This window comes from Paenibacillus sp. Y5S-9, from assembly GCF_036894235.1.
Lineage (GTDB): Bacteria > Bacillota > Bacilli > Paenibacillales > Paenibacillaceae > Paenibacillus.
In genome coordinates this window covers 2,868,262-2,893,895 of sequence record NZ_CP145887.1, presented here as the reverse complement: position 1 = coordinate 2,893,895, position 25,634 = coordinate 2,868,262, and the positions used below count along the sequence as shown (strand labels likewise).

Annotated in this window: 16 protein-coding genes; 6 read left to right on the top strand and 10 right to left on the bottom strand. The window is 43.7% G+C overall.

What is annotated here, in order from left to right:
* Positions 1-5: 5 nt before the first annotated feature.
* Positions 6-749: a GTP pyrophosphokinase family protein gene (locus V6669_RS13050; protein ID WP_036608962.1), complete on the bottom strand. Its 744-nt coding sequence runs from the start codon at positions 747-749 to the stop codon at positions 6-8.
* Between the two features lie 245 nt (positions 750-994).
* Between V6669_RS13050 and V6669_RS13045 the strand changes: the two genes are divergently transcribed.
* Positions 995-1,879 (top strand): prolyl oligopeptidase family serine peptidase, encoded by an 885-nt coding sequence (locus V6669_RS13045; protein WP_338594209.1) that lies wholly within the window; start codon positions 995-997, stop codon positions 1,877-1,879.
* Positions 1,880-1,965: 86 nt separating this feature from the next.
* Positions 1,966-2,682, top strand: a complete 717-nt coding sequence (locus tag V6669_RS13040; protein WP_338594207.1) for a YoaK family protein — start codon at positions 1,966-1,968, stop codon at positions 2,680-2,682.
* Positions 2,683-2,799: 117 nt separating this feature from the next.
* Here V6669_RS13040 and V6669_RS13035 read toward each other — a convergent pair whose 3' ends face one another.
* On the bottom strand, positions 2,800-3,696 hold the full coding sequence (locus tag V6669_RS13035; protein ID WP_338594205.1) for a LysR family transcriptional regulator: 897 nt from the start codon (positions 3,694-3,696) through the stop codon (positions 2,800-2,802).
* A 133-nt stretch (positions 3,697-3,829) separates the two neighbouring features.
* Here V6669_RS13035 and V6669_RS13030 point away from each other — a divergent pair, with 133 nt between their 5' ends.
* From V6669_RS13030 to V6669_RS13020, 3 genes are all read left to right on the top strand, one after another.
* Positions 3,830-4,540 carry an O-methyltransferase gene (locus tag V6669_RS13030; RefSeq protein ID WP_338594203.1) on the top strand — a complete coding sequence of 237 codons (711 nt, stop codon included), beginning with the start codon at positions 3,830-3,832 and terminating at the stop codon, positions 4,538-4,540.
* A gap of 77 nt (positions 4,541-4,617) precedes the next feature.
* On the top strand, positions 4,618-5,928 hold the full coding sequence (locus V6669_RS13025) for an MFS transporter (RefSeq protein ID WP_338594202.1): 1,311 nt from the start codon (positions 4,618-4,620) through the stop codon (positions 5,926-5,928).
* Positions 5,929-6,076: 148 nt separating this feature from the next.
* The gene (locus V6669_RS13020; RefSeq protein WP_338594200.1) at positions 6,077-7,189 is read left to right on the top strand and encodes an AbrB family transcriptional regulator; all 1,113 of its coding nucleotides are present in this window, start codon (positions 6,077-6,079) and stop codon (positions 7,187-7,189) included.
* A gap of 131 nt (positions 7,190-7,320) precedes the next feature.
* Here V6669_RS13020 and V6669_RS13015 read toward each other — a convergent pair whose 3' ends face one another.
* The 3 genes from V6669_RS13015 to V6669_RS13005 all read right to left on the bottom strand — a co-directional run bounded on the left by V6669_RS13015 (position 7,321) and on the right by V6669_RS13005 (position 8,876).
* On the bottom strand, positions 7,321-7,524 hold the full coding sequence (locus tag V6669_RS13015) for a hypothetical protein (protein WP_338594198.1): 204 nt from the start codon (positions 7,522-7,524) through the stop codon (positions 7,321-7,323).
* A gap of 77 nt (positions 7,525-7,601) precedes the next feature.
* On the bottom strand, positions 7,602-7,865 hold the full coding sequence (locus tag V6669_RS13010; protein WP_017688873.1) for a YkgJ family cysteine cluster protein: 264 nt from the start codon (positions 7,863-7,865) through the stop codon (positions 7,602-7,604).
* Between the two features lie 162 nt (positions 7,866-8,027).
* A complete protein-coding gene (locus tag V6669_RS13005; protein WP_338594196.1) occupies positions 8,028-8,876 on the bottom strand; it encodes a chemotaxis protein in 849 nt (282 codons plus the stop codon).
* An 808-nt stretch (positions 8,877-9,684) separates the two neighbouring features.
* Between V6669_RS13005 and V6669_RS13000 the strand changes: the two genes are divergently transcribed.
* Entirely contained in the window at positions 9,685-10,536 is an 852-nt protein-coding gene (locus tag V6669_RS13000; protein WP_338594194.1) for a chemotaxis protein, read from the top strand.
* A 1,713-nt stretch (positions 10,537-12,249) separates the two neighbouring features.
* On the opposite strand, the gene V6669_RS12995 is transcribed toward V6669_RS13000, so the two are convergent.
* The 5 genes from V6669_RS12995 to treC all read right to left on the bottom strand — a co-directional run bounded on the left by V6669_RS12995 (position 12,250) and on the right by treC (position 25,527).
* Positions 12,250-12,756, bottom strand: a complete 507-nt coding sequence (locus V6669_RS12995; RefSeq protein ID WP_338594193.1) for a barstar family protein — start codon at positions 12,754-12,756, stop codon at positions 12,250-12,252.
* Between the two features lie 11 nt (positions 12,757-12,767).
* Positions 12,768-19,553, bottom strand: a complete 6,786-nt coding sequence (locus tag V6669_RS12990; RefSeq protein ID WP_338594191.1) for a polymorphic toxin-type HINT domain-containing protein — start codon at positions 19,551-19,553, stop codon at positions 12,768-12,770.
* Positions 19,554-19,601: 48 nt separating this feature from the next.
* Positions 19,602-21,101 carry a fibronectin type III domain-containing protein gene (locus V6669_RS12985; RefSeq protein WP_338594189.1) on the bottom strand — a complete coding sequence of 500 codons (1,500 nt, stop codon included), beginning with the start codon at positions 21,099-21,101 and terminating at the stop codon, positions 19,602-19,604.
* Positions 21,102-21,758: 657 nt separating this feature from the next.
* Positions 21,759-23,777 carry a PTS system trehalose-specific EIIBC component gene (treP, locus tag V6669_RS12980; RefSeq protein ID WP_338594187.1) on the bottom strand — a complete coding sequence of 673 codons (2,019 nt, stop codon included), beginning with the start codon at positions 23,775-23,777 and terminating at the stop codon, positions 21,759-21,761.
* A 28-nt stretch (positions 23,778-23,805) separates the two neighbouring features.
* Positions 23,806-25,527, bottom strand: coding sequence for an alpha,alpha-phosphotrehalase (treC, locus tag V6669_RS12975; protein ID WP_338594185.1), 1,722 nt, complete (start codon positions 25,525-25,527; stop codon positions 23,806-23,808).
* Positions 25,528-25,634 lie beyond the last annotated feature (107 nt).

Genomic DNA, 25,634 nt, shown 5'->3' with positions numbered 1-25,634 from the left:
AAATACTACTCCCCGCTACCCAACAGCTTGAGCAAATTGGACGGCAGTGTGAACTGCTGATTGTTAATAATAATACGGCGCAGTTCTTCTTCATCCCGCTCATTATCGGCGTCCTTAATCTCCTGAATTTCCCGGTGAAGTCGCTCCATCTGTTGATCCAGCGCATTTGCCGAATCTGCCGCACTCTTTAACTCTCTCGTCAAATGCTCGGGAACATCCTTATTGTATTTATAAAAAATCTTATGCTCCAGACTCGCCCAGAAATCCATCGCTATTGTACGGATCTGGATCTCCACACATGCTCGTTCCTCACCATTGGACATGTACACAGGCACTTCCACCAGAAGGTGAAGGCTTTGGTAGCCGTTTGGCTTTGGATTCTCGATGTAGTCTTTGACCTCCAGTACACGCAGATCACTCTGGTTGCACAGCATATCCTTAATTCGATAGATATCCGAGATAAAGGAACATGTAATCCGTACCCCGGCGATATCCTTGATATTTTGCTTGATGCTCTCAAATGTTAACTCATGATTTTTGCGGAACATCTTGTTCATAATGCTCTCAGGAGATTTCAGTCTGGACTTTGTATGCTCAATTGGACTGTAATCATGCAAAGACTGGAATTCTTCCTTCAGGACTTCAATCTTGGTCTCCATTTGATCCAGAGCAAATTTATAGATCATCATAAATCTGGTAATTTCATATTTGAATTTCTTGAATTGATCAATTGGATGTGGAGCGTTCATCATGGCTTTCTCCCTTTCTTTCTGCACACTAAAATTAGTTTTATGAATATGAGAACAAGCGGTCAATCCACAGGTCTCCTGAACCATTATAAATCATATGGAGCCAATAAACGAATTTCTCACATTTGGGCTGGTGATTCAGCCTGGAAGGTATGGGAACTTATTTTACGCGCATGATATAGAAGCATCCCTGTCATTTGGCACGCAAATATTAATAAAAGAGGTGGATTTTACTGCTCTATCAAGTGACGTATTCATCCGATACACTTCGAGTTAAAGCTTATTTATACCTGCCACAAGGTTGTTCATTACCTGATATCACGACATATGAAACTTCTCATCCCGGCTCTGTCTCCTCTTCCTTCCCAGGCTTCGCTTCCATACATAAGTCTCTACATCTTCATCTGCAACCGCTCGCCAGCCATTACCCTGCTGCAACAATACATGATACGGATAACTTACCGGAACAGTGGCCGGTTTTGATCTATTGCCGCGGCGGACTTGGCAGCTATGGCGGGGTAAATACCGTTTGGCTTGAGCAATTTGTACATAAAGGTTATATCGTGTTCGCCCCATCCTATCGTGGCAACGAAGGAGGTGAGGGCCGTGACGAGTATGGCGGGAAAGATGCCGAAGATGTGCATGCCGCTTACCGGTTGATACAGCGTTTACCCTTTGTCGACCCAACTCGGATATCGTTAATGGGGTTCTCCCGTGGAGCCATTAATGCTGTACATACCGCAACTGCCTACAATGAGGGACCGGACAAAGTACATAAGTTAATTCTTTGGAGCGGTGTCGCCGATGTGGAACGCACTTACCAAGAGCGAACCGACCTGAGGCGCACATTGAAACGGGTGCTGGGAGGTTCCCCACGCGCAGTTCCGGAAGCTTATCTCGCCCGCTCTCCCTTGTCAAAAGCAAACAAATTATCTTGTCCCGTGCTAATCATGCATGGTACATCAGATACACAGGTGAATTACAGTCACGGAACCCGAATGTATCACTGGCTTAAGCGCCGAGGTGCAGACGTCACATTTCACGCTTATGGCGGGCAGGATCATCATTTTCACGAGAAAATACATGAGTCAGCGGTGAACAATATGTTTGATTGGCTCGCTGCACCTTAAGTCTTTCACTATGAATTTTATTTTGAAGAATCATGCGTTATGGCTGTATACTGGAGGGGCTACGTTTTTCTGAAAGGACGGATAGAATGAATCAAAGCACCCTCCAAAAATACGCCATGCTGCTTCTCTGCATGACTGCCGGAATGGTGGATCTGATCGGATATCTGGGACTCGGGCATGTGCTTACAGCCAATATGACGGGAAATATTGTTTTATTGGGTATTGCCATTGCCCGTGCTCAGGAATTTGTTGTGCTGCGGTCATTGCTTGCTCTCGTTGGTTTTATTGCTGGCAATGCCATTGCAGCACATATGGTTGGACCTGTGCAGACCAAAAATGGCTGGTCTTCCGGGGTCACAGCCGTGTTCACTGTTGAAAGCATATTACTCCTGCTGTTCGCGATCACCATGATTAGTCCATTTTCAGAGCAACTGTCTTATCTGTTAATTGTCATCCTAGCCGTTGCAATGGGGATGCAAACAACTGCGGCACGCCGAATTGGAATCGCTGGCATCTCAACAACCGTGCTCACCAATAATTTGGCTGCTGTGGTTGAGGATACCGTAAGCATTCTCAAAAAGCTGCGACACGCCAATATCCGATCGTTAGCCAAAGCCTTGTCCATAGACGCCTACCTTCGTGCAGGTGCTGTTGTCATCTATTTGATCGGCGTCATTGCAGCCGCATTGTTATTCCACCGTTTGCCCATGATTGCAGTCTGGATTCCTGTCCTGATCATTGGCGGCGTAACCCTATACGCCCGATTACATGCATGGGGAACTTCACAACAAAGCGAAAGTTAATAGTTGGAGAAGCAACCTATTCATTTTCAAGAGACTGTTCAAAAATCCACTTTAGGATACTGATAACTGGTCTTTTTGAACATGGACTTTAAGTTATTTTAAGTATAATCACGCTATTTATTTCATCAAAGCAGCTTCTTGGCGGATCAGCTTGACCAGATGTTGTGCAGCAGGCGACAACACTTCCCCTGCTCGTGTACATACGGCAACCGTATTTCTCAGCTGCACACCTCGAACGAACACACGTGCCAGCTTGCCTTGCTGCACATCTTCCTTCACAACCAAAGAAGATATAAAGTTGGCTCCATAACCTGCCTTCACCGCACTAATCGTTTCATTCAGCCCGTTGAACTGAAGCGCAATGCGGGGAGCGGCCAGGTTATTTGTTGTGCATAGGGAAACGAGTCGCTCACGTGTGGCACTTCCTTCTTCACGCATGATGAACGGCTCTGCCACCATCTCATGCAGCTCGATTTCTTTGCCTGCATACGGATGGTCAGGGTGCACAACAAACCACATCTCATCGTCAAACAATTCGTCCCATTGGACACCCGCATGTGTAATGCCACTTCCACCATACACTGCAATCTCTGCCTCATAACGAAGTAACTGGTCAAAAGCCATCCGGGTGTTGGTTGTGCTCACAACAATCTCCACATCCTCGTGCATTTGCTTAAACCGCGCAATCCAGCCCGGCAACAGAAAATTTGAAGGCAAGTAGGTTGCGGTAAGACGGATTAGTCCTTTCTTGCCCTCCCGAAAATCCTGCACAAAATTCTCGACATCCTGCTCCAGCATAAACAGGCGTTCCGCATAACCGGTTAACTGTACCCCCGCATCCGTAAGCACCAGTCTTCTTCCCTCCGAAACAAAAAGCTGGATTCCCAATTCACGTTCAAACTTCTTCACCTGGGAAGATACCGCAGGTTGACTAATATTTAGTTCCTCTGCGGCACGAGTGACCCCGCCATATCTCACGATGGCATGAAATAATCGTAATCCATGCAGATTCATGTGTTACACCTCTTCCACGTCAAATACATAATCTAAAGTTATATTAACATACATAATATATATTTTATTTATATATCCAATCCAGCTATAGTTGAATTATGAAATCCAATACACGAAACAAAGAAAGGAACATATGAAGATGAAAAATATTAATACGCCCGACCTACAGCATACCTGGAGTCAAGTCGACGACTACATGAACGATCTGCTGATTCCATCCGATTCCCTGCTGGAACATACACTGCAAAGCAATGCCGAAGCTGGACTCCCGGCTCATGACGTAACACCAAATCAAGGAAAGTTACTTCAACTCCTGCTGCAAATCCAAGGCGCATCCCGTGTACTTGAAATCGGCACATTGGGTGGGTACAGTACCATCTGGATGGCAAGAGCACTGCCTGAACACGGACGCATCGTCTCACTGGAATCCGAACCACACCATGCGGACTTGGCGCGAGCCAATCTCACACGAGCAGGACTGATGCACAAGGTTGACCTGAGAGTTGGTCCTGCCCTAACCACCCTTCCCGATGTTCAGGAAGAATACAGGGAACCGTTTGATATGATCTTCATCGATGCTGACAAACCGAGTAATCCCGATTATCTGAGATGGGCCCTGCGACTGACTCGGCCGGGGAGTCTTATTATTGGTGATAATATCGTCAGGGACGGTGAAGTGATCCGCACAGACAGCACAGACCCCAGAGTTCAGGGCGTTCGATCATTCCTGCAGTTGATCGCGGATCACCCTCGACTTGAAGCTACAGCACTGCAAACGGTCGGTAGCAAAGGTTACGATGGATTCGTCATTGCTCGTGTGATTGATGCCCCTGAACCAAAATAAACAGTGGTCAATTCTTCCGCAAATCCCCCTTTCCTGTTAAACTGGAATCACTGCACAGGCAGACTGGGGGGAACCACTTGAGAGTTTTACAACATATTCATGATGAAATTCGCGGCTGGTCCCGCAATATTCAACTGTTTTTCCTGGCTAGCATTCTGTATCAGATCGGAAATGGCATGTTCTCTGTCTTGTACAATCTGTACATTCAGGGTCTGGGCTATAATGATACAATGAACGGCCAGATTGTAAGTATTCAATCACTCGCAACAGCCATTATGTTTGTTCCTATCGGTCTATGCGGTGATCTGTTCAGCCGCAAGCGATTACTCATTACCGGGGCGTTATTCAGCGGAATCTTTCTGATCGGACGCTCCTTCGATTATTCGGCTACAGGACTGATCTGGTTCGCGGTATTCTCTGGCCTTTTCGCTGGGGTGTTCCAAGTACTGGCCATTCCTTATCTGGCGGAAAACGTCAAGAAAAGCCAGCGGCTGAAAATGTTCAGTTATTATTCATCCCTTGTGCTCGCTTCCCAGGTGCTTGGTAGCCTGGGTGGCGGCGTATTCGCAGATTTGTTACATACGGCAGGACTCGCCAAAGTAACCGGATTGCAGACGGTTTTATTTGTCGGTGGTGCAGCAACACTGGCTGCATTTATTCCACTGTTATTTGTAACCGAAGGCAAGGCTGCTCCGCAGACAACAATTCCGGCGCAACCCGTTCTTCAACCCAATGCGGATCTAAAAGAAAGTTCAACAAATAACCCAAGCAACGACGATTCGATCACCAAGAAAAAAGATTCCCGACTGATTGGTCAGTTTATAGTGACTCAGTTGTTAATTGGATTAGGTTCTGGACTGGTTGTACCGTATCTGAATCTGTATTTCACCAATCGGTTCTCGGTTTCTCTGAGCGGTATGAGCTTACTGATTGCACTTGGTCAGATTATGACGATTGTATCCATGCTGATTGGTCCTACCCTGGCGGCAAAGGTCGGAAGCGTAAGAGCCGTTGTCATTTTCCAGGTCATGTCGCTGCCCTTCCTTCTATTAACAGGCTTCACCAATCTGTTGTTCATTGCTTCGCTCAGTTTCTTATTCAGACAAGCATTGATGAACGCAGCCAATCCCATTCATTCAGCCATACTGGTGGATCGGATCTCTGACAAACGCCGCGGCATTGCCAATTCACTGATGCAGACCTCGTTCATGATTGGTTGGGCTACCATGGGACCTGTCCAATCCTATCTGGTCACCACGTACGGAACGTATTGGGGTTATGCAATCACATTCAGCATCACAGGCTGTCTATACGTTATTTCATCACTGATGTACTTTGTAATGTTCAGAGAACCCAAACCTTCCGCTACGGCTCTCGCAGGATCTTAATGAGTTGAACAGAAGTAGCCTGGTTGTTCCGCAGATAACGCAACGTATCTCATCATCAGGAGTGATCACACATGAACATGAATCTTTCATTAAACCTGAATGTATACCTGAATCTCATACCACCTCATTCAACCGGTAGGCTAAACGGATGGAACTGATGCATAAGCTCGGTTCCCACGTTGTCTTTCGGTTTTTTCTTAGTCTGGGTGTCTCTGTTCTTGGCGGATTGCTGTTCACAGTCATTCATACACCGATCCCGTGGTTGCTCGGGCCAATGGTATTTATGCTGCTTGGTTCCCAAGTTGCCAAATGGCCGCTTATGTGGCCTGCCTCCATCCGGGACTATGGCATTCTCATTGTTGGTTATTCGATTGGACTCACCTTAACAGAAGAGGCACTGCACGGCATTTTGCAACAACTTCCCATGATGCTTCTGATGACCTTGTTGTTAATCGGATTGTGTGTCCTTACAGCCTACATCGCTTCGAAGGTAACCGACTTTGACTTTCCCTCCCTGCTGGTTGGCAGCATTCCAGGAGGACTATCCCAGATGGTGTCCCTTGCAGAAGAGATGAAATCCATCAATCTGACGCTGGTTACTTTTTTGCAGGTGACTCGGCTGATCATGATTGTCTTCTGTGTTCCGTTCCTGCTATTCAGTCCTTGGATTGGAGGTACTGCAGGTGGTGGAACAGATCAGCCTTTCATTGACGTAGCAACATGGGGTACCCTTTTCCCTGAGATTCTTCTCTATGCTCCGCTCTGTGTAGCGGGTGCATGGGTTGCACGCAAACTCCGATTTCCGACGGCCTTTATGTTGGGTCCCATGATTGTCATGTGTGTCGTTCAATTAAGCACAACGCTGCACACACCCAGTCTGCCAACCTCCCTCTTAAACGTATCGCAATTGATGATTGGCAGTCACGTTGGACTGATGCTCAAGCCGGAACAGTTGCAACGCAAGACACAGACAGTCACGCTAGCGGTGATGAGTAGTGTACTGCTCATTGTTGGTGCACTTGGATTAAGTTATCTGTTAATGAATGTGTTCTCCCTCTCTGCGGCAACCTCACTACTCAGTATGGCCCCTGGCGGGATGGATCAGATGAGTATCATGGCACATGAAGTGAATGCCGATCTTTCGGTTGTATCCGGGTATCAATTGTTTCGGATTCTGTTTATTTTCTTCATCGTCTCTTCCGTACTAAAGATGATTCTTGTAAATATGCTAAAGGGAAAGAAAGCTAAGCCCTATCTTTAATGATCATATCTTGTCTGATCCCATGCCAAAGAGAGTATCCATTTGATGTCACATCCTGCGGATACTCTCTTATATTTGTACAGACTCTACTTTAGCATTTGGCCTCATTCAATTTTAAGCATAATGACTACTTATGAATATATTCGGTTGTACATCCAGCCCACAATGCCTACCGTAACCACTGTTGCCCCAATAATAAATACATAATAGCCAATCTTACTTTTGGACTCCGAAGTCTGATGGTCATAATAATCCGAGTTACGTCGGTAAAATCCCATCCATAACTCTCCGATCATATTCACAACAACCAATACAAAACGTTTAACAAACCCCATTGTATTCGCGTCTCCTCTCTCTAATCAACCTTCTTCCATATTAAGTATAATTATCCCAATTCATTAAAACAACCTACTCATATTACCTTCGGTGCAGTTTCTTGCTCTAACCAGGTTAGAATATCAAATGCTTCCTGATCGGTGCTACCACACATCTCTTCCTCAGCTTGCAATCCGCTGCATACTGCAGGACGATCTTTTTGGCCAAAAATTCCGCAGCGATTATCATCCGTAAGCTGCACACAACGTACACCTGCCGGCTTGCCATGGGCCATGCCCGGTATCGGTGATGATATGGAAATCGCGATACAACATGCGGCACAGCCTGTCCTGCATTCCATACATATTCCCTCCTGATTTCAATAACTATAGTACTTACAATACATGTTCAAAAAGATCGGTTTTCAGTACCAAGAAAATGGGATGAATTCCATATTCGATGCTGATGATGCCATTAGGCATCCTTCGTAATCAAAAGCGGACTTTTTGAACTACCTCTGATATTATGAGCGATTTATCCAGGTCCAGGTTCGAGCCAGTCCCTGCGCGATTCTGCGATTCATGCTTCGATTCGAAAAATACCCCCCATGACTTAGCGGATTCCAACTCATAGCCATGCCGCCAGAGTTCACTTCAATGTCTTCTTTGACCGCTTTCTCATAAGCGGGATCAATGGGGCGTAACGGATAACCGAGAATATCATCCCGATCGTAGAAGTTCACCCATTCCCCTTCCAGCCCTGCATAATACTGATTCACATGGGAAGAAGGCACTTGAATTGGGCAACTAAAGTCATGGTAACGCAAGCTCCATAAGGGCAGTGTTGTACCAAACGAGTAAAAATTGGTCAACGTGTCCCCCCGCTCCAGAGCGGAGTTCACATCCACAATCTCAAGAACACGACTGGACGGATATTGCAGATCGTAGAAGAAGTTACTTGCGATTACGGCACCCAGACTGTGGGCAACCACACAGAGTGGAGCTTCTGGTCCATTACGCTGTGCAAGGGTATGCATCGCCTGATTCAACGTTCGATGTACGGCATCGTAGTTATGGCCTTGATTCTCCACCGGTTGATAAGCAACCGCATCAGCCAGGTAATGGATGACAAATCGGCGCAACGCCTGAAAGTTCAATCCCGGAGAGCTGACGAGCTGTTGAAAGAGCGCCTCTTCCCGCTCCTCAAATACATCCGCCCAATATACAGGTTCGATATCCAGCATCTGTTTAGAGACTCCAGGCAAGACCATTACCTTGTCCAATTCCTTATGCAAACAAGCAATCAGCTTGTCCGCATACCCTTCCTTCCGCATACCCAGCCCATGAATGACCATCACCGCAATACGTGTCATGGCTCTCCTCCTCATCGATTGACTAGGATCTCTTTCTCCACCATATGAACGCCACGACTCGAACATGCCTGAAGCTTGCTTTGTCAGAAAAACCTTTCCAACCACCATTATTTTAAAAATGTGATTCTTCCATTTTATATACAGTTTACCATGATCGTCATGAAAATAACGATCTCACTAGAGTAAAGGGTTGGATTCAAACCAGCCCCTCCTCATCAAACCGTACGTGAGGTTTTCCCTCGTACGGCTTTTCGATGTTTGTCATTCATCGGCATGCGGATCACAATAACGTTTTTAGTCCATACATATTGGCAATATACTTGAATTCAGCTCCTGTGCTATCTCTTCTTCGTATAGCACAGGGTTAATCGGTTTCAATGCATTATCTTTCGATCCATGCCATTCCCTTTACGCCGGAGGGTTCTTCGCTGTTGTCCCAAGTTCTGCACAGCTTCCTCGGCCTTCGTCCATTGTCACAAGACTCGGCTCCCTCTTTTCCCCTTCGTAGGGCCCTTTTGACGACGTGGCAGGATTCACTTGATGTTACGGCCTTGGTTGTCGCTCGCCCGGGATCTGACCGATTCTTTTGTCGATGCGCTTTTACACACATATCTCGCCATGTGCAAGCGTCCTGGCTACAAAGGTGGCTTGGCCCCTCCTTTGATTGGACTTTCACCAACTAGATAATGCGTGCATCTGAGTAGTACATAATAATTATCACAAAAGGTAAATATAAAGAGATCCAACTTAAATTACATAATTGGGTCTTTTTTTGTTTAAAATGCTGAAAACAAGGAGATGTATGTATATGTCACAAAAGATAGCAGTCATTGTTATACACGGCTTAGGTAAACAACATGAGGATTTCGCAACAATATTCAGTGATAATCTACATAAGACCTTTACTACAGTTAGTGGAATGAAAATTCCTGAGTTATGTATAGAAATTAGACCGGTGTGGTGGGCATCTGTTTTTGCTGAGCGCGAGGAAGAGTTAAAAAGGAAGTTAGTAGGAGCACCATATAATCTCCGATACGAAGAACTTAGAGAATTCATGATTCATTATTTGGCAGATGCTGTTGCATACCAGCCTTTAAGGGACGGTGGAGAACAAAACTACGACGCTGTGCATCATACGATAAGCAAGCAACTGAATCGCATAAGTATCGAAGTTGGGCCGGATACTCCTCTCTGTGTGGTTTCACATAGTTTAGGTAGCGTGATCGCTAGTAATTACTTTTACGATCTGCAAAACGCTAAGGAAAAAACAAAAATAATTGATCCTAGTTCCCCTTTAGAACGAGGAGAAACCTTATCGCTTTTCTATACTTGTGGAACTACCCTCCCTTTATGGAGTCTGCGTTATACTTCCTTTGATCATCCAATCCAAGTACCAAGCAAGGATTTTTTAACCATGCATCCGAATATAGCTGGGGAATGGATCAACTTTTATGATAAAGACGATGTCCTTGGATTTCCATTGAAAAGCATACATCCTGAATACGATAAAATCGTTAAGGAAGACCGTGATGTGAATGTGGGGACTATAATCGACCGATGGACTCCCCTTTGTCACAACGGATATCTCCACAGTAATAAAGTGATAAGACCCATTGCAGAGGGATTACATAAGATCTGGCAGAAGATTAATGGACTTTGAATAAATCCAAGTACATTACCTTTTGAAGGGATCTCTTTCAAACAATTCACCTAAAAAAACAACCCCAATCTAATATATAACGATTGGGGTTTGTCTATTCTAAACACCCTCTTTATTTTATCAATCCAAATTAGTAATCATAAGATGTTGGCGTTCCTGCTGGGAATGGATCGCGAGCTGCTTCTCGAACTTGCACAACATCACCAGATTTAATGGGTACTACCTGATCCACAAATTAATAATATAGCTAAAAATAACATCAATCTAATCATAAGCGCTCGCAAAAGTAATTCCAGCAATTTGAACCTGTTCACACTCTGTAAATTCAGGTTGTGTTTCAATAAATCCATAGACAACATTGGCTGCCCGTTGTGATAATTATCTTCATCAACTTGATGTCAGAATTAACCCTAAAATTTCTATGTATTCTTCTTTACCAACCTTACGAGTAAACAAATTAACGATGATTGTGTAAGGATACCGGTGATTTACACTTTGTTCTCTCACCACATCATTCATAGGGTAATAATGCAACATGTCCCCTCCCCTGACATGTACTTACTACTTGTTTAACTCAAAAAAAAAAATTAATCTAGTTACAAGCTTTTTACTCCACACCTGTTAATACTCTGCGAATAATAGCAATAACATTGCGTTCATCTTTCTGCTAGATGACATGACAAATTATAGGTCGTTTGGGACCTTTGCTCTGTACTAGCAAGTCTTTATTAGGCTGCCACCCCTTTTTCATTGCCATTCCAGAAGCACATTAAATAAACTGCCCCCGGTAGAGTTCCGGAAGCAGTTTGTAGTTTAGTATCTTTTCAGAATTGGTAAAGAAGTCTCTTCAATGAGAATTTGGCGAATTTTTCATGTGCAAATTCTCAATTTTCTTGTTTTTTTTATTTTTTCAAGCAGTGGTAATATGACATCATCTAACTCCTCAAGGATTTCGTATTTTGTAGGATTCTTCAATATCAATTCCAATTCATACTTCAACATCACTAAATAATTAGAGGGTAACCTACTAATTAAACCACTTAACATAAAGTATTCCCACTGTGGATCTCTTGTTTTGAACACATTTTTAATATTGGGGAATCAATTCTTCTCCGAACCTCAGAAGTAAATTTTCTACAGATCCAGAAATCGGCCAATTTCCGTCTTGTAACCACTCGAACAGTTCTGGTAGTATCTCTTCTAATTCGTTGTTACTAAGCTTATCCACAGATTCGAAATCAGTTTTGTCCTTAGGTAACATTTTTTTATTTCCATCGACAATTTTCCTTTCTTAAATTAATTTTGAAATTCTCAATTAAAATACTTTTTAAAATCGTCGTAAGATAATAAGGGTTATCGTCAGCATCCTGCTTAGATTCCATCCATAATATATGCTATTCGGGACATATCTCGATGATTTTTTTAGATCATCACATACGCATACAAGTTCAAACTCAGCGGATCGTCCAACTCACCCTCAAACTTATCCTCGTTAATAAACCTTCCTGTGGTGGGATTTTACCATCTGGCCCGCAAATACTGCAACGATAGGGTATCATCCAATAGCTCATTGGAATACAGACATGGACCGATCTAGTTTTCATACGTAAATTCATCCTGCATGCCCCTGCATCGCCCGATACATTCGGCACTGGGTTGGGGTAAAAAAACCTTGGAGAATAACATCCCCAAGGTCATTTAACACTTACTAATTTATATTTTTTCCAATGTCATACCAAGGTCATTCAGTTTCATATTTAAAACTTGTTCCGTATTTTTTGTACATTGAAAAACAATATTGAATGGGGTAGGCTCTGTCTGAATTAGACCAAAGTCTCTGCCCTCTTCCCACTCTCTAACGGAACTTACCAAAATGCCTATGAATTCCTTTAAATCAGCATTTGGTAATCTTAAAATGTTCTCAACATTGCTTATACATAAGACATACGCATCTGCTTGTAACCATGTTAAGTCATTTAAACATTCTTCAAATGCATTCCAATTCTCCCCAAAATAAGAGGGGAATTGCAAAACAGCTGCAAATTCATCGAATAGTTTTTCAACTGTGACACATTTTTGACCTCTGATCATCTTGGATATTACCTTCTTTGATTGTGACTTATTCAACTGCCATTGAAAGTCCGTGAAACTAGAAATGTCGCCATTACTAATATAAAACTGAGGATTTCCTAAAACAACATCAAATGTATTGGTTATCATATACTCTCCTGTTATTTTATTTTGACATAGGTTCTATAATGATTTGTTGTGTAATAAACCGTTCCATCATTAGCAATAACAAGTCTTTCACTTCCCCTGTTTACTCCTTGTCGATAAGGATGCACATCATACTCTTTATAGGTATTTTCAGTAGGAAGCTTAGTCTCCCCATTGTTGCCCCTATTATTAAAGGTGCGTCCCCCTACATAACCTTGAGGGGCGTTACCAGTATTCTTGATAGTGTTTATAGTAGATCTCACATGAGAAGGAGCATCTCTGAAATCGATATATCCACCTATAAAGCATCCCGTATTATGCACCCAAATGCCCAAATCTGTTACATAATACGTATGAAAATCCGCAACCGTAAAGTTATAAACCGTAACTTTTTCCTCAAGTTTAACAAACTCCACTTTGTCAATCGTCAGGGTACTTCTGTCCGCCTTTTGGAGTTTATCGCCTGATTGAAGTTTATCAGCGAAGACCCATCCCTTATACTCAACAAAAAACGGGTGATTATTGGTCGTCTCAATGACTTGTTCTCCAACATGCAATTTAATAATATCATCACGTTGGTTGCGATATAAAGCAGTTACTTCTTTGTAGGCCAACTCTCCGTTTGAATCATATTCGGACTTGGCGAGAACCTGATCTCCGACTTCAATATCTTCGATGTTTTTCTCCCCGTCATTAGTTTGAACCTTAGTCCCGGCAACAAAGCAATTGCAACCTTTTGATGCAGGAGCTTTCGTTTTACCGGTAGTTTTCCCACTGCTCTTAGAAGCCGTACCTGTAGCAGTACCCATTGCAAGTATTGCAACATATTCTGCTGCTTTCCCTTTAATCAATTCATCTACTAACTGTTCAGTGGCCCAGCTAATACTACCCGCAGATTTAGAATAAGTGCTCTTGCCCAATGCCATGTCATACAAGTAATTAAATTGATTTCTGCTAAGAAACGAATCAAAGTTATAACGATCTCGAATGGTATTCTTATGCAGGCTAAATAATGAAATATTGATTCTAGCTTCCTTCAGCAGATATCTGAGCTCTGTAGCGTAGGAAGGCTCTGCCATATGACCACTTGGATCCACATATGATAACGGATTGTTCTTCACATACGCATACAAATTCAAACTCAACGGATCATCCAATTCGCCCTCAAACGTATCCTCATTAATAAATCTACCTGTATCTGGATCATACCATCGCGCTCGTAAATACTGTAACTGAGTGGTATCATCCCATAGCTCGCCAGAATACAGGAAAGGATTGTGAACCTTTTCCTCTTTCGATTCCAGATTGCCCCACACGTCATACTGATACTTGTTCAGTAATGCGCCATTGACATCCCGCAGCTCGGTAATATCTCCGTGCCCGTTGGTCTGAACATACGCTTTGCTGCCATCTGCATAGGCGATCGCTTCCAGCTTGGCACCGCGAATATAGTTCGCTTTCAATTCTGGCGTATCGTTGCGTACTTCCGCTTCTGCAATAATCTGAGCGCCATCATCATAATAGTAACGCGTAGTGACACCATTCTCTGTACGCTCGACAAGCAGATTGTCACCGTTGTACTGATATCCCACTTTTGCCGTATCTGTGGTGACTTGAGTCAAACGATCTCGAGTATCGTACTCATACTGGCTGGTCACCGCGTTAACTTCTTTGTCGGATTGCATCGTCAGACGGTTGCCTTGTTTATCATAGGTGTACCGCTCGTTATTACCACTTGCCGTGGTAATGCGATCCAGTTGATCATACGTAAAGTCATCCTGCACACCCTGCTGCACACGCTTCGTTATATTTTTGTTGCTATCATAACTGTAGTTGTACACGCTCAGTGTAGCTTGATCCCGCACTTGCTCCAGAGCTACCAGATCCAGACCGTTATACGTATTGCGATCATTCACACCATTTTGAGACTGGGACGTCTTAAACAATCCGTTCAGATAATAGACGTACTGTGCATCCGGTGAGTCTTTCACCGTACCGACCGATGTCATGCGGTTCATCGAATCATACGTATAGTAAACTGTATTGCCAAATGGCCCTTTCATCTCGGTACGGTTTCCACTGAGATCATAAGTGAACTCGGTGGTTATTCCATCCGGATAGGTCATTTTTGTCAAATGCTCTGTCGCTGGATCATATTTATAGCCCGTCGTACCTGTACGGTCTGTCATGCTGGTACGTTTCCCTACGGCATCGACAGCATAGCTAATCGTTTCGTCCGAGCTCACTTTACGGATAAGGTTGCCACGCTGGTCATACTCATACGTAAACACATTTCCATTACGATCCACATATTTCGTAAGGTTACCGCCAAGTGTATAGTAGCTTTTCGTGCTATTGCCCGACTTGTCCTTCGTCTGGATGCGTCGATTCAACTGATCATACGTGTTCTCTTTAATATTACCCGCTGGGTCAATCGTCTTGAGCAGATTACCAGCTAGGTCGTAGCTGTATTGTGTCTGTTCTCCATTGGCGCTCGTCACTTGGCGGAGCTGGCCCATGACATCGTAACTGAACGCAGTCACGTTCCCATTGCCATCTGTTTGCTCCAGCGCTTGACCGCTAATGGTATCGTATTTATTTTTCTGCAGTGTTCGGAGAACCTGATCCAGCTGCGTTTTTTCCTCGGTTTTGATGCCTTTGCCCCACTTATCATAAGTAGCAATTTGCATGTATCCTTCGGCATCCGTGCTTGTTGCTGTGCGAGCTACATCATCGTATTTCATGGATATGGACGTACCGTCGGGTCCGGTATTCGTCACCACACGGTTCCAGTTATCGTACGTATTGCGCGTGCGGTCCCCCAGTGCATCGTCTGTCCAGGCAGCCCGTCCATAGGGATCATATCCGGTACGTTGAGAGACTACATAGTTGTTTCCTGAGAAATAACCATTCTCGATGGCCTGCCCCAGTGAATTCCACTTCTGTAACCGTTGCTGACCAGACTCATCCGTCACTTTGATCATATTATTGATATCATCGTAGTCCGCACGGAGCTTTGTTCCATCCGTTTGTGTTACCTCAATGGTACGACCAATCGCATCCACACGATACTTGGTAGTACGTTGCTCTGCATCTGTAGAGGAGATTAAGTCACCTGTAGACATATCATATTCCGATGATGTACTTATAGGTGAGGTTTCCCCGTCCACATTGGTCACTGACATGCTTAGACGCGTTGGAAATGCATTTTGATAACGACCATCATATTCGAGTGTAGCATTTCGTTCCTGTTTACCGTCCGATACCCTTTGAGTTAACAGGTTACCATAGGCATCATAGGTGTATTCAGCCTGTGTCAACAGTTCACCCGTGGCACTGTCTTTACGATTCACGATCTGCTTAATATTACCGACATTATCCCGTGTAAGTACCGTATATTTCTTATTGGTCGCATCCACCATGTCAGTTACACTCGTTACCCAGTGTCTTGTATCATCATACGTACTGGTGGTAGTACGTCCTGTTGCATCCGTCACCGAAGTGATATTACCATAGTCATCCAACTGTAAGGTCGTTGTTAATACATCTTTCGCCTGGTTATCCGTTACGGTAGTTACCGTTGGTGTTGGTGCAGCATAACCACGTCCTTTGACGGTTTTACCATAGGTATTCGTTGTTGTTTGTGTCTTACCCTCTGCACTAACAATGCTTCCGTCCAGATAGAACTGGGCTGGTGTGTCATTGTTAATAAAATCTTTACGGTAGTTGTATTGTGTGTTGGTTAATCCATTACTCACAGAGACAGCAAAGGTTGTGTCCTTTGAAAAGGTTGCCCCTATATCTGAGGTGTAGCTATACGTCTGACGGTTGTAGTCCTCTGTTGATCCATTTTCATACGTGATCTGATCTTTACGAGAAAGCACACGATAGGCATCATTGAAAGAATCTTCTCCAATGTATCGTTTAACCGCTCCGTTCTCATATTCATAGAACGTTTTGGCACCCGTGTTGTGTTGTACAGATGTAAGCAAGGCATAAGGATTTAGGGCTGCACGTTCAGGGCTAAATCCAGGCAGGTTAAACTTGGCATCAGCCAGTTTGTAAGAATACGTCGTTTTTCGTCCTAGCGGATCAATGACAGAATCAAGCAATTCTATACCATTTTTCGTCTGTTTGTTGTATGTGACTGTACGATTTCCCTGTACTATTGTTACAGATGAAGACGTATAACTGATACGAATCGTATTACCTATAGCGTCCCTCACTTGGGTTAACAATTTGCTGTTATACACCGAGTTATTTTCATAGAGAAATTGAACATCATTTTTCTGTCCATCGGAAATCTGGAGTAGACGTCCATCCGCTGAAAAATATTGCTTGGTTAATCCATCTGAGGAAGTCATGACGAGAGATGAGTTTTCTCCATTTACCGTTACCGTGGTATCTGGATTTACTACAATGCCTTCCCAGTCATACCCTTTAAGCATATTACCTGCAATTTCATAGCGGCCACCATCTGCCATGACCATATACGACTTGCTATTCTCTGTTTCAATGTAAGGTAGTTTCCAAGACCATCCTTTACCAAGTGGTGCTCGTTTGTCCGCAGCGGCAGGAACCGTTTTGTTGTAGTATGTGACATCGAAGTTACTACCTACTTGATAAGCTCGTATCTCAGCAGATGGACTAGAAGCCAGATAATAGTTGTAACTACTATCCATTGAAGTAGAGATCCCTATTCCAGCATTACTATTTACGTTATTTTTCAAATCGTTAACTGCTGACCAATCGGGTGTACCATCCGTGTATAACGTTATCGCTTCAGCCTGACCTTCTGTTACTTCCTGCTCTACCCAAGGCTGCTCTCGCACGGAATAAGCATAACGATACTGATATGGAGCCTTACCTGCAATCCAAGAATCATAACGTTGTTGAGAGTATTGCCCAGGCTTAACGACACTTCCGACATAAGATTGAGAATATACTCGGGTGTCTGATTCTGGAACGGATACAGACCCGTTATAACGTGCTTCCCATGTTTTAGTACACACATAGTTCGCTACCGATTTATCTGGTGATGGACAAGCTTTCGTAGCCGTTACCGAGGAACGGGTAAGCGTAATTGTTTTGCCCTCGACGGTCGCTGTTTTCGTATCTGGACATGGGCTACCTGAACCTGTCTGAGTCCAGACACCTTTGGAGTCATATTTTCCTGGAATGGAGTTCGTGCAAGTCTGCGTTGGAGCAGTAATTGTACGTGCAGGTTGATATTGGCCAGAAATTACCTGAGCACTGCCTGATTTGTTTAGAGTACCGCTAAATCCACCCTGATTGTAACTTATACTCGAAGGTAGACTACTCAGACCTCCACTAAGGGTTTGTTGCTCGGTACGGCTTTCCGATGGATTCCAAAATGCGATTTGAGTACTTGCCGCTTTCCGAGCATCGGCTTCGGTCGTATATGTACCTTGCAGGATAGTCGGCGTTTCCACTACAATCGTGTCATTATCTTTGAGACCATCGCCATTGTAGTCTTCCTGAACCCACTTGTTAAGTTTATATTTAACATGATATTTGGTAATGATTTTTTTCTTCACTGCCTGGTAGGTGAGAAAATAATTGTAGACCGGATACTCATATGTATTCGTTCCCACGGCCGGATCATAAAACTGGGCTGAATTCGAGTTATATTGCCTTTCCAATGAAAAGGACATCCCTGCACGTCCAGGCAAAGACGCATCGACATGCTCCAACATAAGGCCACCACTCATCGTTGAAATGGTTTCTCCGTTTTCACCCACGGTATAAGGAGCCTCGTTAAACGACTTTTTACTATAGACTGGTGCTTTTTCAGCGATATGTTTCCCTGGATCTGGGACACTCGTTTGTCCTGCAAGTGGTTTTACATCTGATTTTGATTTTTGCTTCGATTGTGCTGATGACTCGGATTGCTTTTTATTTGTAATTGAAGCATCATTGTTCTCCTTAACCTGTCCCTTTTCAGGCACAGATTTTGAAGATTTTTCTGAGATATTCTTCGATTCTGATTTCGGTTCCATCGACGTAGGAGATGTGCTTACTGCACCTCCTTGTGATGATGGTGTTTCCTTGGTCTCAGCAGCCGGCTTTCCTTCAAGGGTAGAAGTGTTCTCGCTTGAAGAAGGTGCTGTCGGTTCTTGACCTACATCCTGATTCGTTTGAGGTGCGTTTTCATCATCAGTTGTAGTTTCTGTCGGTGGTGCTGTTTCTTCAGTTCCTTCAGACTCTTTTTCACCTTCCGATTGATCATCTGGATCAACCTGTTCTTTTTCCTCATCCTCAGCGCTTTTTTCTTCCTCTTCTTTCAGTTCGTTTTCTTTCTCAAGGTCTGTATCTGGCGGGGCAGTCAGTTCCTCTTCCACCGCGAACGTTTCATACCGCTGCATAATGCTGGATTGATCGGCTTCCACACCCGTGATTGGTGCGTCTTCCTCTACAACAGGGTCCGAATAAACGTCACTCGTGACCATAGAGGATTCATTAACTTCCTGTGGGCGTACTGCCTGCAAGGCTTCTTCGAATCCAATCTGTTCGTCTCTAGCTTTATATAGAGCACTAATGACTTCATTCAACGTATAACCCTGATCCAGGTATCCCTGGATAAAACCTTCTGTCCTGTCAAACTGCTCTGCAATCAGAGAAAGAGACTCCATCGGAGAAGGATTAAGGCCTGTAGAAACATCTTGCTCATTTTGCTCTTCAGCATATGTAGTCGCTGGTATCCAGTTTCCGAAAAGACCTAGCACTACTGAAAAGATAAGGATAATATTCATAAACTTCTTCATTTTAGAATGTTTCAACTAAATTTCGCTCCGTTCAATAATTAGTGGCTACAATGTGCTTACATTCTATGGATTGACTACTGTTGTCTTTTTGAGATTTCCATTTTTGTCGTATTCATAACTTATTTTTTTGCCCGATTCATACAAGATACTCGTGAGTTGACCTGAAGAATTATAGACGTAAGTATACTTTTCAATCCCTCTCTTTTTTACCGTGTTACTTGCTTCGGATTCTTGACCTAATATGCCTTTTGTTGTGACATAAAAATTGTATTCTTTATTAGGGTCTAGATTTCCGATAGTTATAGTCTTATCTTTTGTCGTTTGAATCATTTGATTGTTCTGATAAATATCATACCTATCCCAGTCATTCTGGCGTTCATGCTCCCATGATAACTGTACTGAATTAGCACTTGTAACCTTTAGCTTTAGATTGAGAGGCTTCTCAACTGGTAATGCCTCACTAGGTTGATCATTAATAGTTATGAGTTTAGGGCTCTTTATTGAACCGAACTCATAAAAATCTCCCCAAATGTAGACTTCAGAGGAATTACTTACAGCTGCGCTATTAAGAAGTCCAGCACCAATACTGTAAATATCTCTTAATTCAGGAATTTCTTTAGGAGATGGACTTTCAATATTTGTCCCGTTCCCAAGTTGTCCCCACGAGTTTTGTCCCCACGCGAGCACCGTACCATCATTTTTTAAAGCCAGAACATGGTCCTTACCTAAGGCAAGCTGTTTTACATCTTTAACACCTTCATCTAACACTGGTTCCCCATAAATTGTTGCTCTAACTTTAGAAGGATAATTTTTTCCCCACCACCAAACAGAGTTATTCTCATCAATAGCGGCACCATACGCATTTGGATCCCCATTACTTTGATAAATGTGTTTAACTTTTACTGGAAAATTTATTCTTGTAGGGACCTGCGACTTAACCCCACTTCTACCAAGTTGATAATTATTGTTAGATCCTATTCCCCATACCGATCCATCTTTCTTTAGTGCAAAGACTGTGCCAGACATAGAAGTACTGGCAATCTCAACAACGTCCTCCAAACCTGCGATTGGCATTGGTTTAGAAAGATATTTGTTGTCACCTACTTCTAATCCTCCCCCTGCCCAGACTATTCCTTCTTCTGTTAAAGCTACCCAATAATTCGTTCCTGTTACAAGAGCTTTCACTTTCTTATCTGATTTAAGGACCTCGGTTTGATTACCATATCTCCAACTTAATAGAGCCCCTTCTTTGTTAATTCCATAGGTTTCTGAAATATTTGCTGAAATACCTACTATAGTTTTAGCTGAAGGTATGGTTTTTATTTCCCCCTTATCTCTTTTTCCACTCCACCCCAATCCTCCATATGTGTTTAAACCTGCTGACCATATCGAACCGTCTCTTCCTAAAATATGAAAACTTCGAAACCCGATATAAATCTGATTAATTTGATTTATGACTTCACTTTTCTCGTTTTCTTCTTTTGCTGCTACTCTTTCAGGGATAATTGTTCCTAAAAATAAACTTAATAAAATTAATAACACAGTTAATGTTCTACTTATCATTTTTCTAATAATTCACCCTTCTGTTTTTATTTAATTCCTCTTTTAAAAATAGACTCCACCTCACACCTATAAGCCTCACTCTTTTTCATATATAATAGTTGCTAATTAGCTTTATCATTATCGTTTATTCATCTCAAATAATAAATAGGCTTATTTTGTATTTTCTTGTCTTTTTATGTCGAAAATAACCCATTAATGTTCTATAAATATATAAATATTGTTCTATATAGTTTTAATTGTGATGTGTAAATCATTTAATATATAGGTACATATTGAATGATTTACACAATTTCATATGAGAACTGGTAATTTTCAACTAGCTATCTTAAACATATTCATTAGGTAATAATACAAACAAGCCTCCCTTTCTCCCCATCTATTTGCAGTTGCAGTTTTATTCTCATTAAAAGTACACAAATTCCCATTAAAAACAAAAAAACTCATTGCGGCCTGGGTTGTTGCTCACCTGGTCTCTGACCGATACTTTTGTCGATGCCCTTTTACACGCAGATCTCGCCATGTACAAACGTCCTACCTACAAAGGTAGCTTGGCCCCTCCTTTGATTGGCTTTCACCAACTAGATAATGCGTGCCTCTGGGCACGCTAAAAAAAAAGGAGCTGCGCATCACGCAGCCCCTTCTTGTTGTTGTATTCAATTAACCTTTCAGATGAACCTTCAGCACACCATTTTGATTAGATGTAACATCACCTGTGGTGACTTCCACCCGTTCAACCATATCCTGACCATCTGGAATGATAATCGGTGTAATCAGCGGGTATCCCGCATCTTCAATTACCTTACGATCAAACTCCAACAGCTTTTGTCCAGCCTTTACATGCTCGCCAGCTTCGACATGCATGTTGAAGCCTTCACCTTTGAGGGATACCGTATTGATCCCGACATGGATCAGAACCTGTAATCCACTCGCGTGTTCAAGAATCACAGCATGTTTACTCTTGATCACATGAGCGACTTGAGCATCAAACGGGGCAACAACAACGTTGCCGGAAGGTTCAATCGCTACACCCTCACCCATCTGTTTCTCGGCAAAAGCCGGATCAGGTACTTGCTCCAGCGATACGGCCTGGCCTGTTAATGGCGCCATGATTTCCAGTGTATTCACGGCTTCGTCCCCTACTTGAGCTGCACTACGTGTGCGCTGGTTTGGAACTGTTTTTGCAGTTGAAGAAGTAACACCTGAAGCAGACTGCGATGTAGACGCTTTAGGATCATTAACGGTTTGATTGCTTGCACTACGATCTTCTTTTCTCAGTTTGGCTCTGCCAAAAAGGACAGTCAGTACAAATGGTACAACCAGGACAATCGCCATGCCGATGAAGAAGACACCCCACTTGTTAGGGAAAATCGAAAGGAATCCCGGTACGCCACCTACACCGATGGAGGTTGCCTGAACATTATTCATCGTCAGCAACACACCACCAATCGCGGAACCGATCATACCAAAGATAAACGGATAACGGTAACGGATATTCACTCCGAAGATCGCCGGCTCGGTTACCCCGAGGAAGGCTGACACCGAGGACGTTGCCGCAAGTCCTCTCATTTTCTTCTCACGCAAGACAAGCATCATCGCAAGTGCCGCTGAACCTTGTGCAATATTGGACAATGCCAGCATCGGCCACAGGAATGTACCGCCCTGACTACCAATGAGCTGAACATCCACCGCGAGAAATGTGTGATGCATACCGGTGATAACAAGCAAAGCGTACAGACCACCGTAGATCAGACCGCCAAGCGCAGCGTAGGAATCGTATACATAGATCAAGCCAGATGTAATTGCATTCGCAATAGCAAATGTAACCGGTCCAATAATCGTAAATGCCAGGAAGCCGGTAATCAGCAATGTAACTGGTGCAACGACCAGCAGTTTGATCGAATCATGTACCCTTTTGTTCAGGAAAATTTCCATCTTTGCAAGCAGATAGGCCGATACCAGTACTGGCAGAACCTGCCCTTGATAACCGATCTTCTCAATCTCCCAACCGAACAGATTCCATGTTGGCACCGTGCCATTATTCACGGCATCAGCATAACCATATGCACTCAGCAGATCGGGATGTACCAGAATGAGACCCAGCACGATCCCGAGCAGCGGACTACCGCCGAACCTTTTTACAGCTGCCCAACCAATTAGAGCCGGCAGGAACGTGAAGGCTGTACTTGCGATCGTATTAATAATGGACGCAAGATCCTTCCAGGCTGGATAGACATCCACCAGTGATTTTCCATCAAAGAAAATGCCTGGACCTGTCAGAATATTGTTAATCCCGAGCAATAGACCTGCCGTAATGATTGCAGGCAAGATTGGAATGAAAATATCCGAGAGTGTTTTAATCGCTCGCTGGATTGGATTTTGCTTTTTACCAGCAACCGCCTTCACATCATCTTTGGAAGAACGATCTCCCCCGGTAATCTGAATCATCTCATCATAGACTTTATCCACCAGACCAGGCCCAATAACGACCTGGAATTGTCCTTGGGAAGAGAACTGTCCTTTGACCAGATCATTCTGATCCAGACTTTCAGTATCCACTTTACTCTCATCGTACAAGGCAAACCGGAGTCGTGTAACACAGTGTGTTGCAGCTTCAATATTCTCTTTGCCACCAACTGCCCGGACGATCTCCTCAACCTGTTTTTTATCAATTGCCATAGTGTCACTTCCTATTTATAAAATGTGATTAGTCCTGTTGTGGTACAAGCCACATATAGGATGCATACGGACTGAGAGAGATTTCCTGCGTCAGCGCAGGGGCTGCCTCCGTATTTCCTATGAGTAACTCTGCTGATTTGCCTGCAATGTGATCATTCCAGACCGCTTCCGGAAGCGAGAACGTGACGTCTCGTTTACTGAAGTTGGATACAACAATCAGTGTTTCATTTCCATTGGTCCGTGCGTACGCGAATACATCCGGGTGTGCATCGTCCAATCGTTCATACAGACCGTCGATCAGCACGTTAACCTTTTTACGCAGGGCAATCAATTTGCGGTAATGGTAGTAGATTGAATCCGGATCAGCCAGTTGCTGTTCCACGTGAATGGACGGATACCTTTCATCTACTTTCAGCCAAGGTGTTCCGGTAGTAAATCCGGCGTTCTTACTGCCATCCCACTGCATCGGTGTGCGGGAGTTGTCCCGGGAACGCTCTTTTACGATGTTGAAAGCTTCTTCAGCGGATTTGCCTCGTTCTTCCTGAAGCAGGCGGTACATGTTCGTTGATTCGATATCGCGGAACTCACTAACGTCATTCCAGACTGGATTCGGCATTCCAATCTCTTCACCCTGGTAGACATAAGGTGTACCTTGCATTCCGTGTATCGTTGTTGCAAGCATCTTGGCACTCTCGGCACGATAATCACCATCATCGGCGAATCGGGATAGTGCCCGCGGCTGATCATGGTTATTAAGGAACAGCGCGTTCCAACCTCCACCGGCCTGCATGCCTGTCTGCCACTCACTGAAGAGCTGCTTCATCGCTTCGAAATCATACGGCATCAGTTCCCATTTCTGACCATTCGGATAATCCACTTTCAGGTGGTGGAAGTTAAACGTCATCGAAAACTCCCGGGAAGCCGGGTTCGAATATTGGATGCAATGTTCCAGTGTTGTAGAGGACATTTCCCCTACCGTCACCATGTTGTGAGGCCCGAATACTTCATCGTACATCTCGGTGATGTACTCATGGACACGCGGTCCATCCGTGTAATATTTGCGCCCATCACCCGGTGACACGCTGCCATCGTCATCCGGGAAACGCTGATCTTTGGAGATCAGGTTAATCACGTCCATACGGAAACCATCTACACCCTTTTCGGCCCAGAACTTGATCATATCCCGTACAGCTTGGCGTACTTCTTCATTCTCCCAGTTCAGATCCGCCTGCGTTTTATCAAATAAAGTCAGGAAATATTGTCCCGTCTGTTCATCGAACTGCCAAGCAGGTCCACCGAACTTGGATTGCCAGTTGTTCGGCACACCACCATCCGGGGCAGGATCTTTCCAAATATAATAATCCCGGTACGGATTATCCTGGGAAGAACGGGATTGCTGGAACCACTCATGATCAGTCGAGGAGTGATTCACTACGATATCAATCATCAGTTTCATATCACGAGCCTTCAGACCTTTCAGCAGTTCGTCAAAATCCTCCATCGTCCCATAATCCGGATTAATCCGGTAATAGTCCGCTACGTCATATCCATTATCATGCTGTGGGGATACATATACCGGCTGCAACCATACAATATCGATACCCAGATGCTGCAAATAATCAAGCTTCTCGGTTAATCCACGAATATCTCCCGTACCCGATCCGGTTGTATCATTAAAACTCTTCGGATATACCTGATACACCGTTGATGTCTTCCACCAAGATGACGGAGTTGTGTTATTAGAACTCATGTTAACGCCTCCAATAAATTGTAATGCTCTTATGTGATGTTCTCGGTTAACTTCATATCTATATTACATAAGTAAACATGTATATACAAGTTGAAACTATACTATGT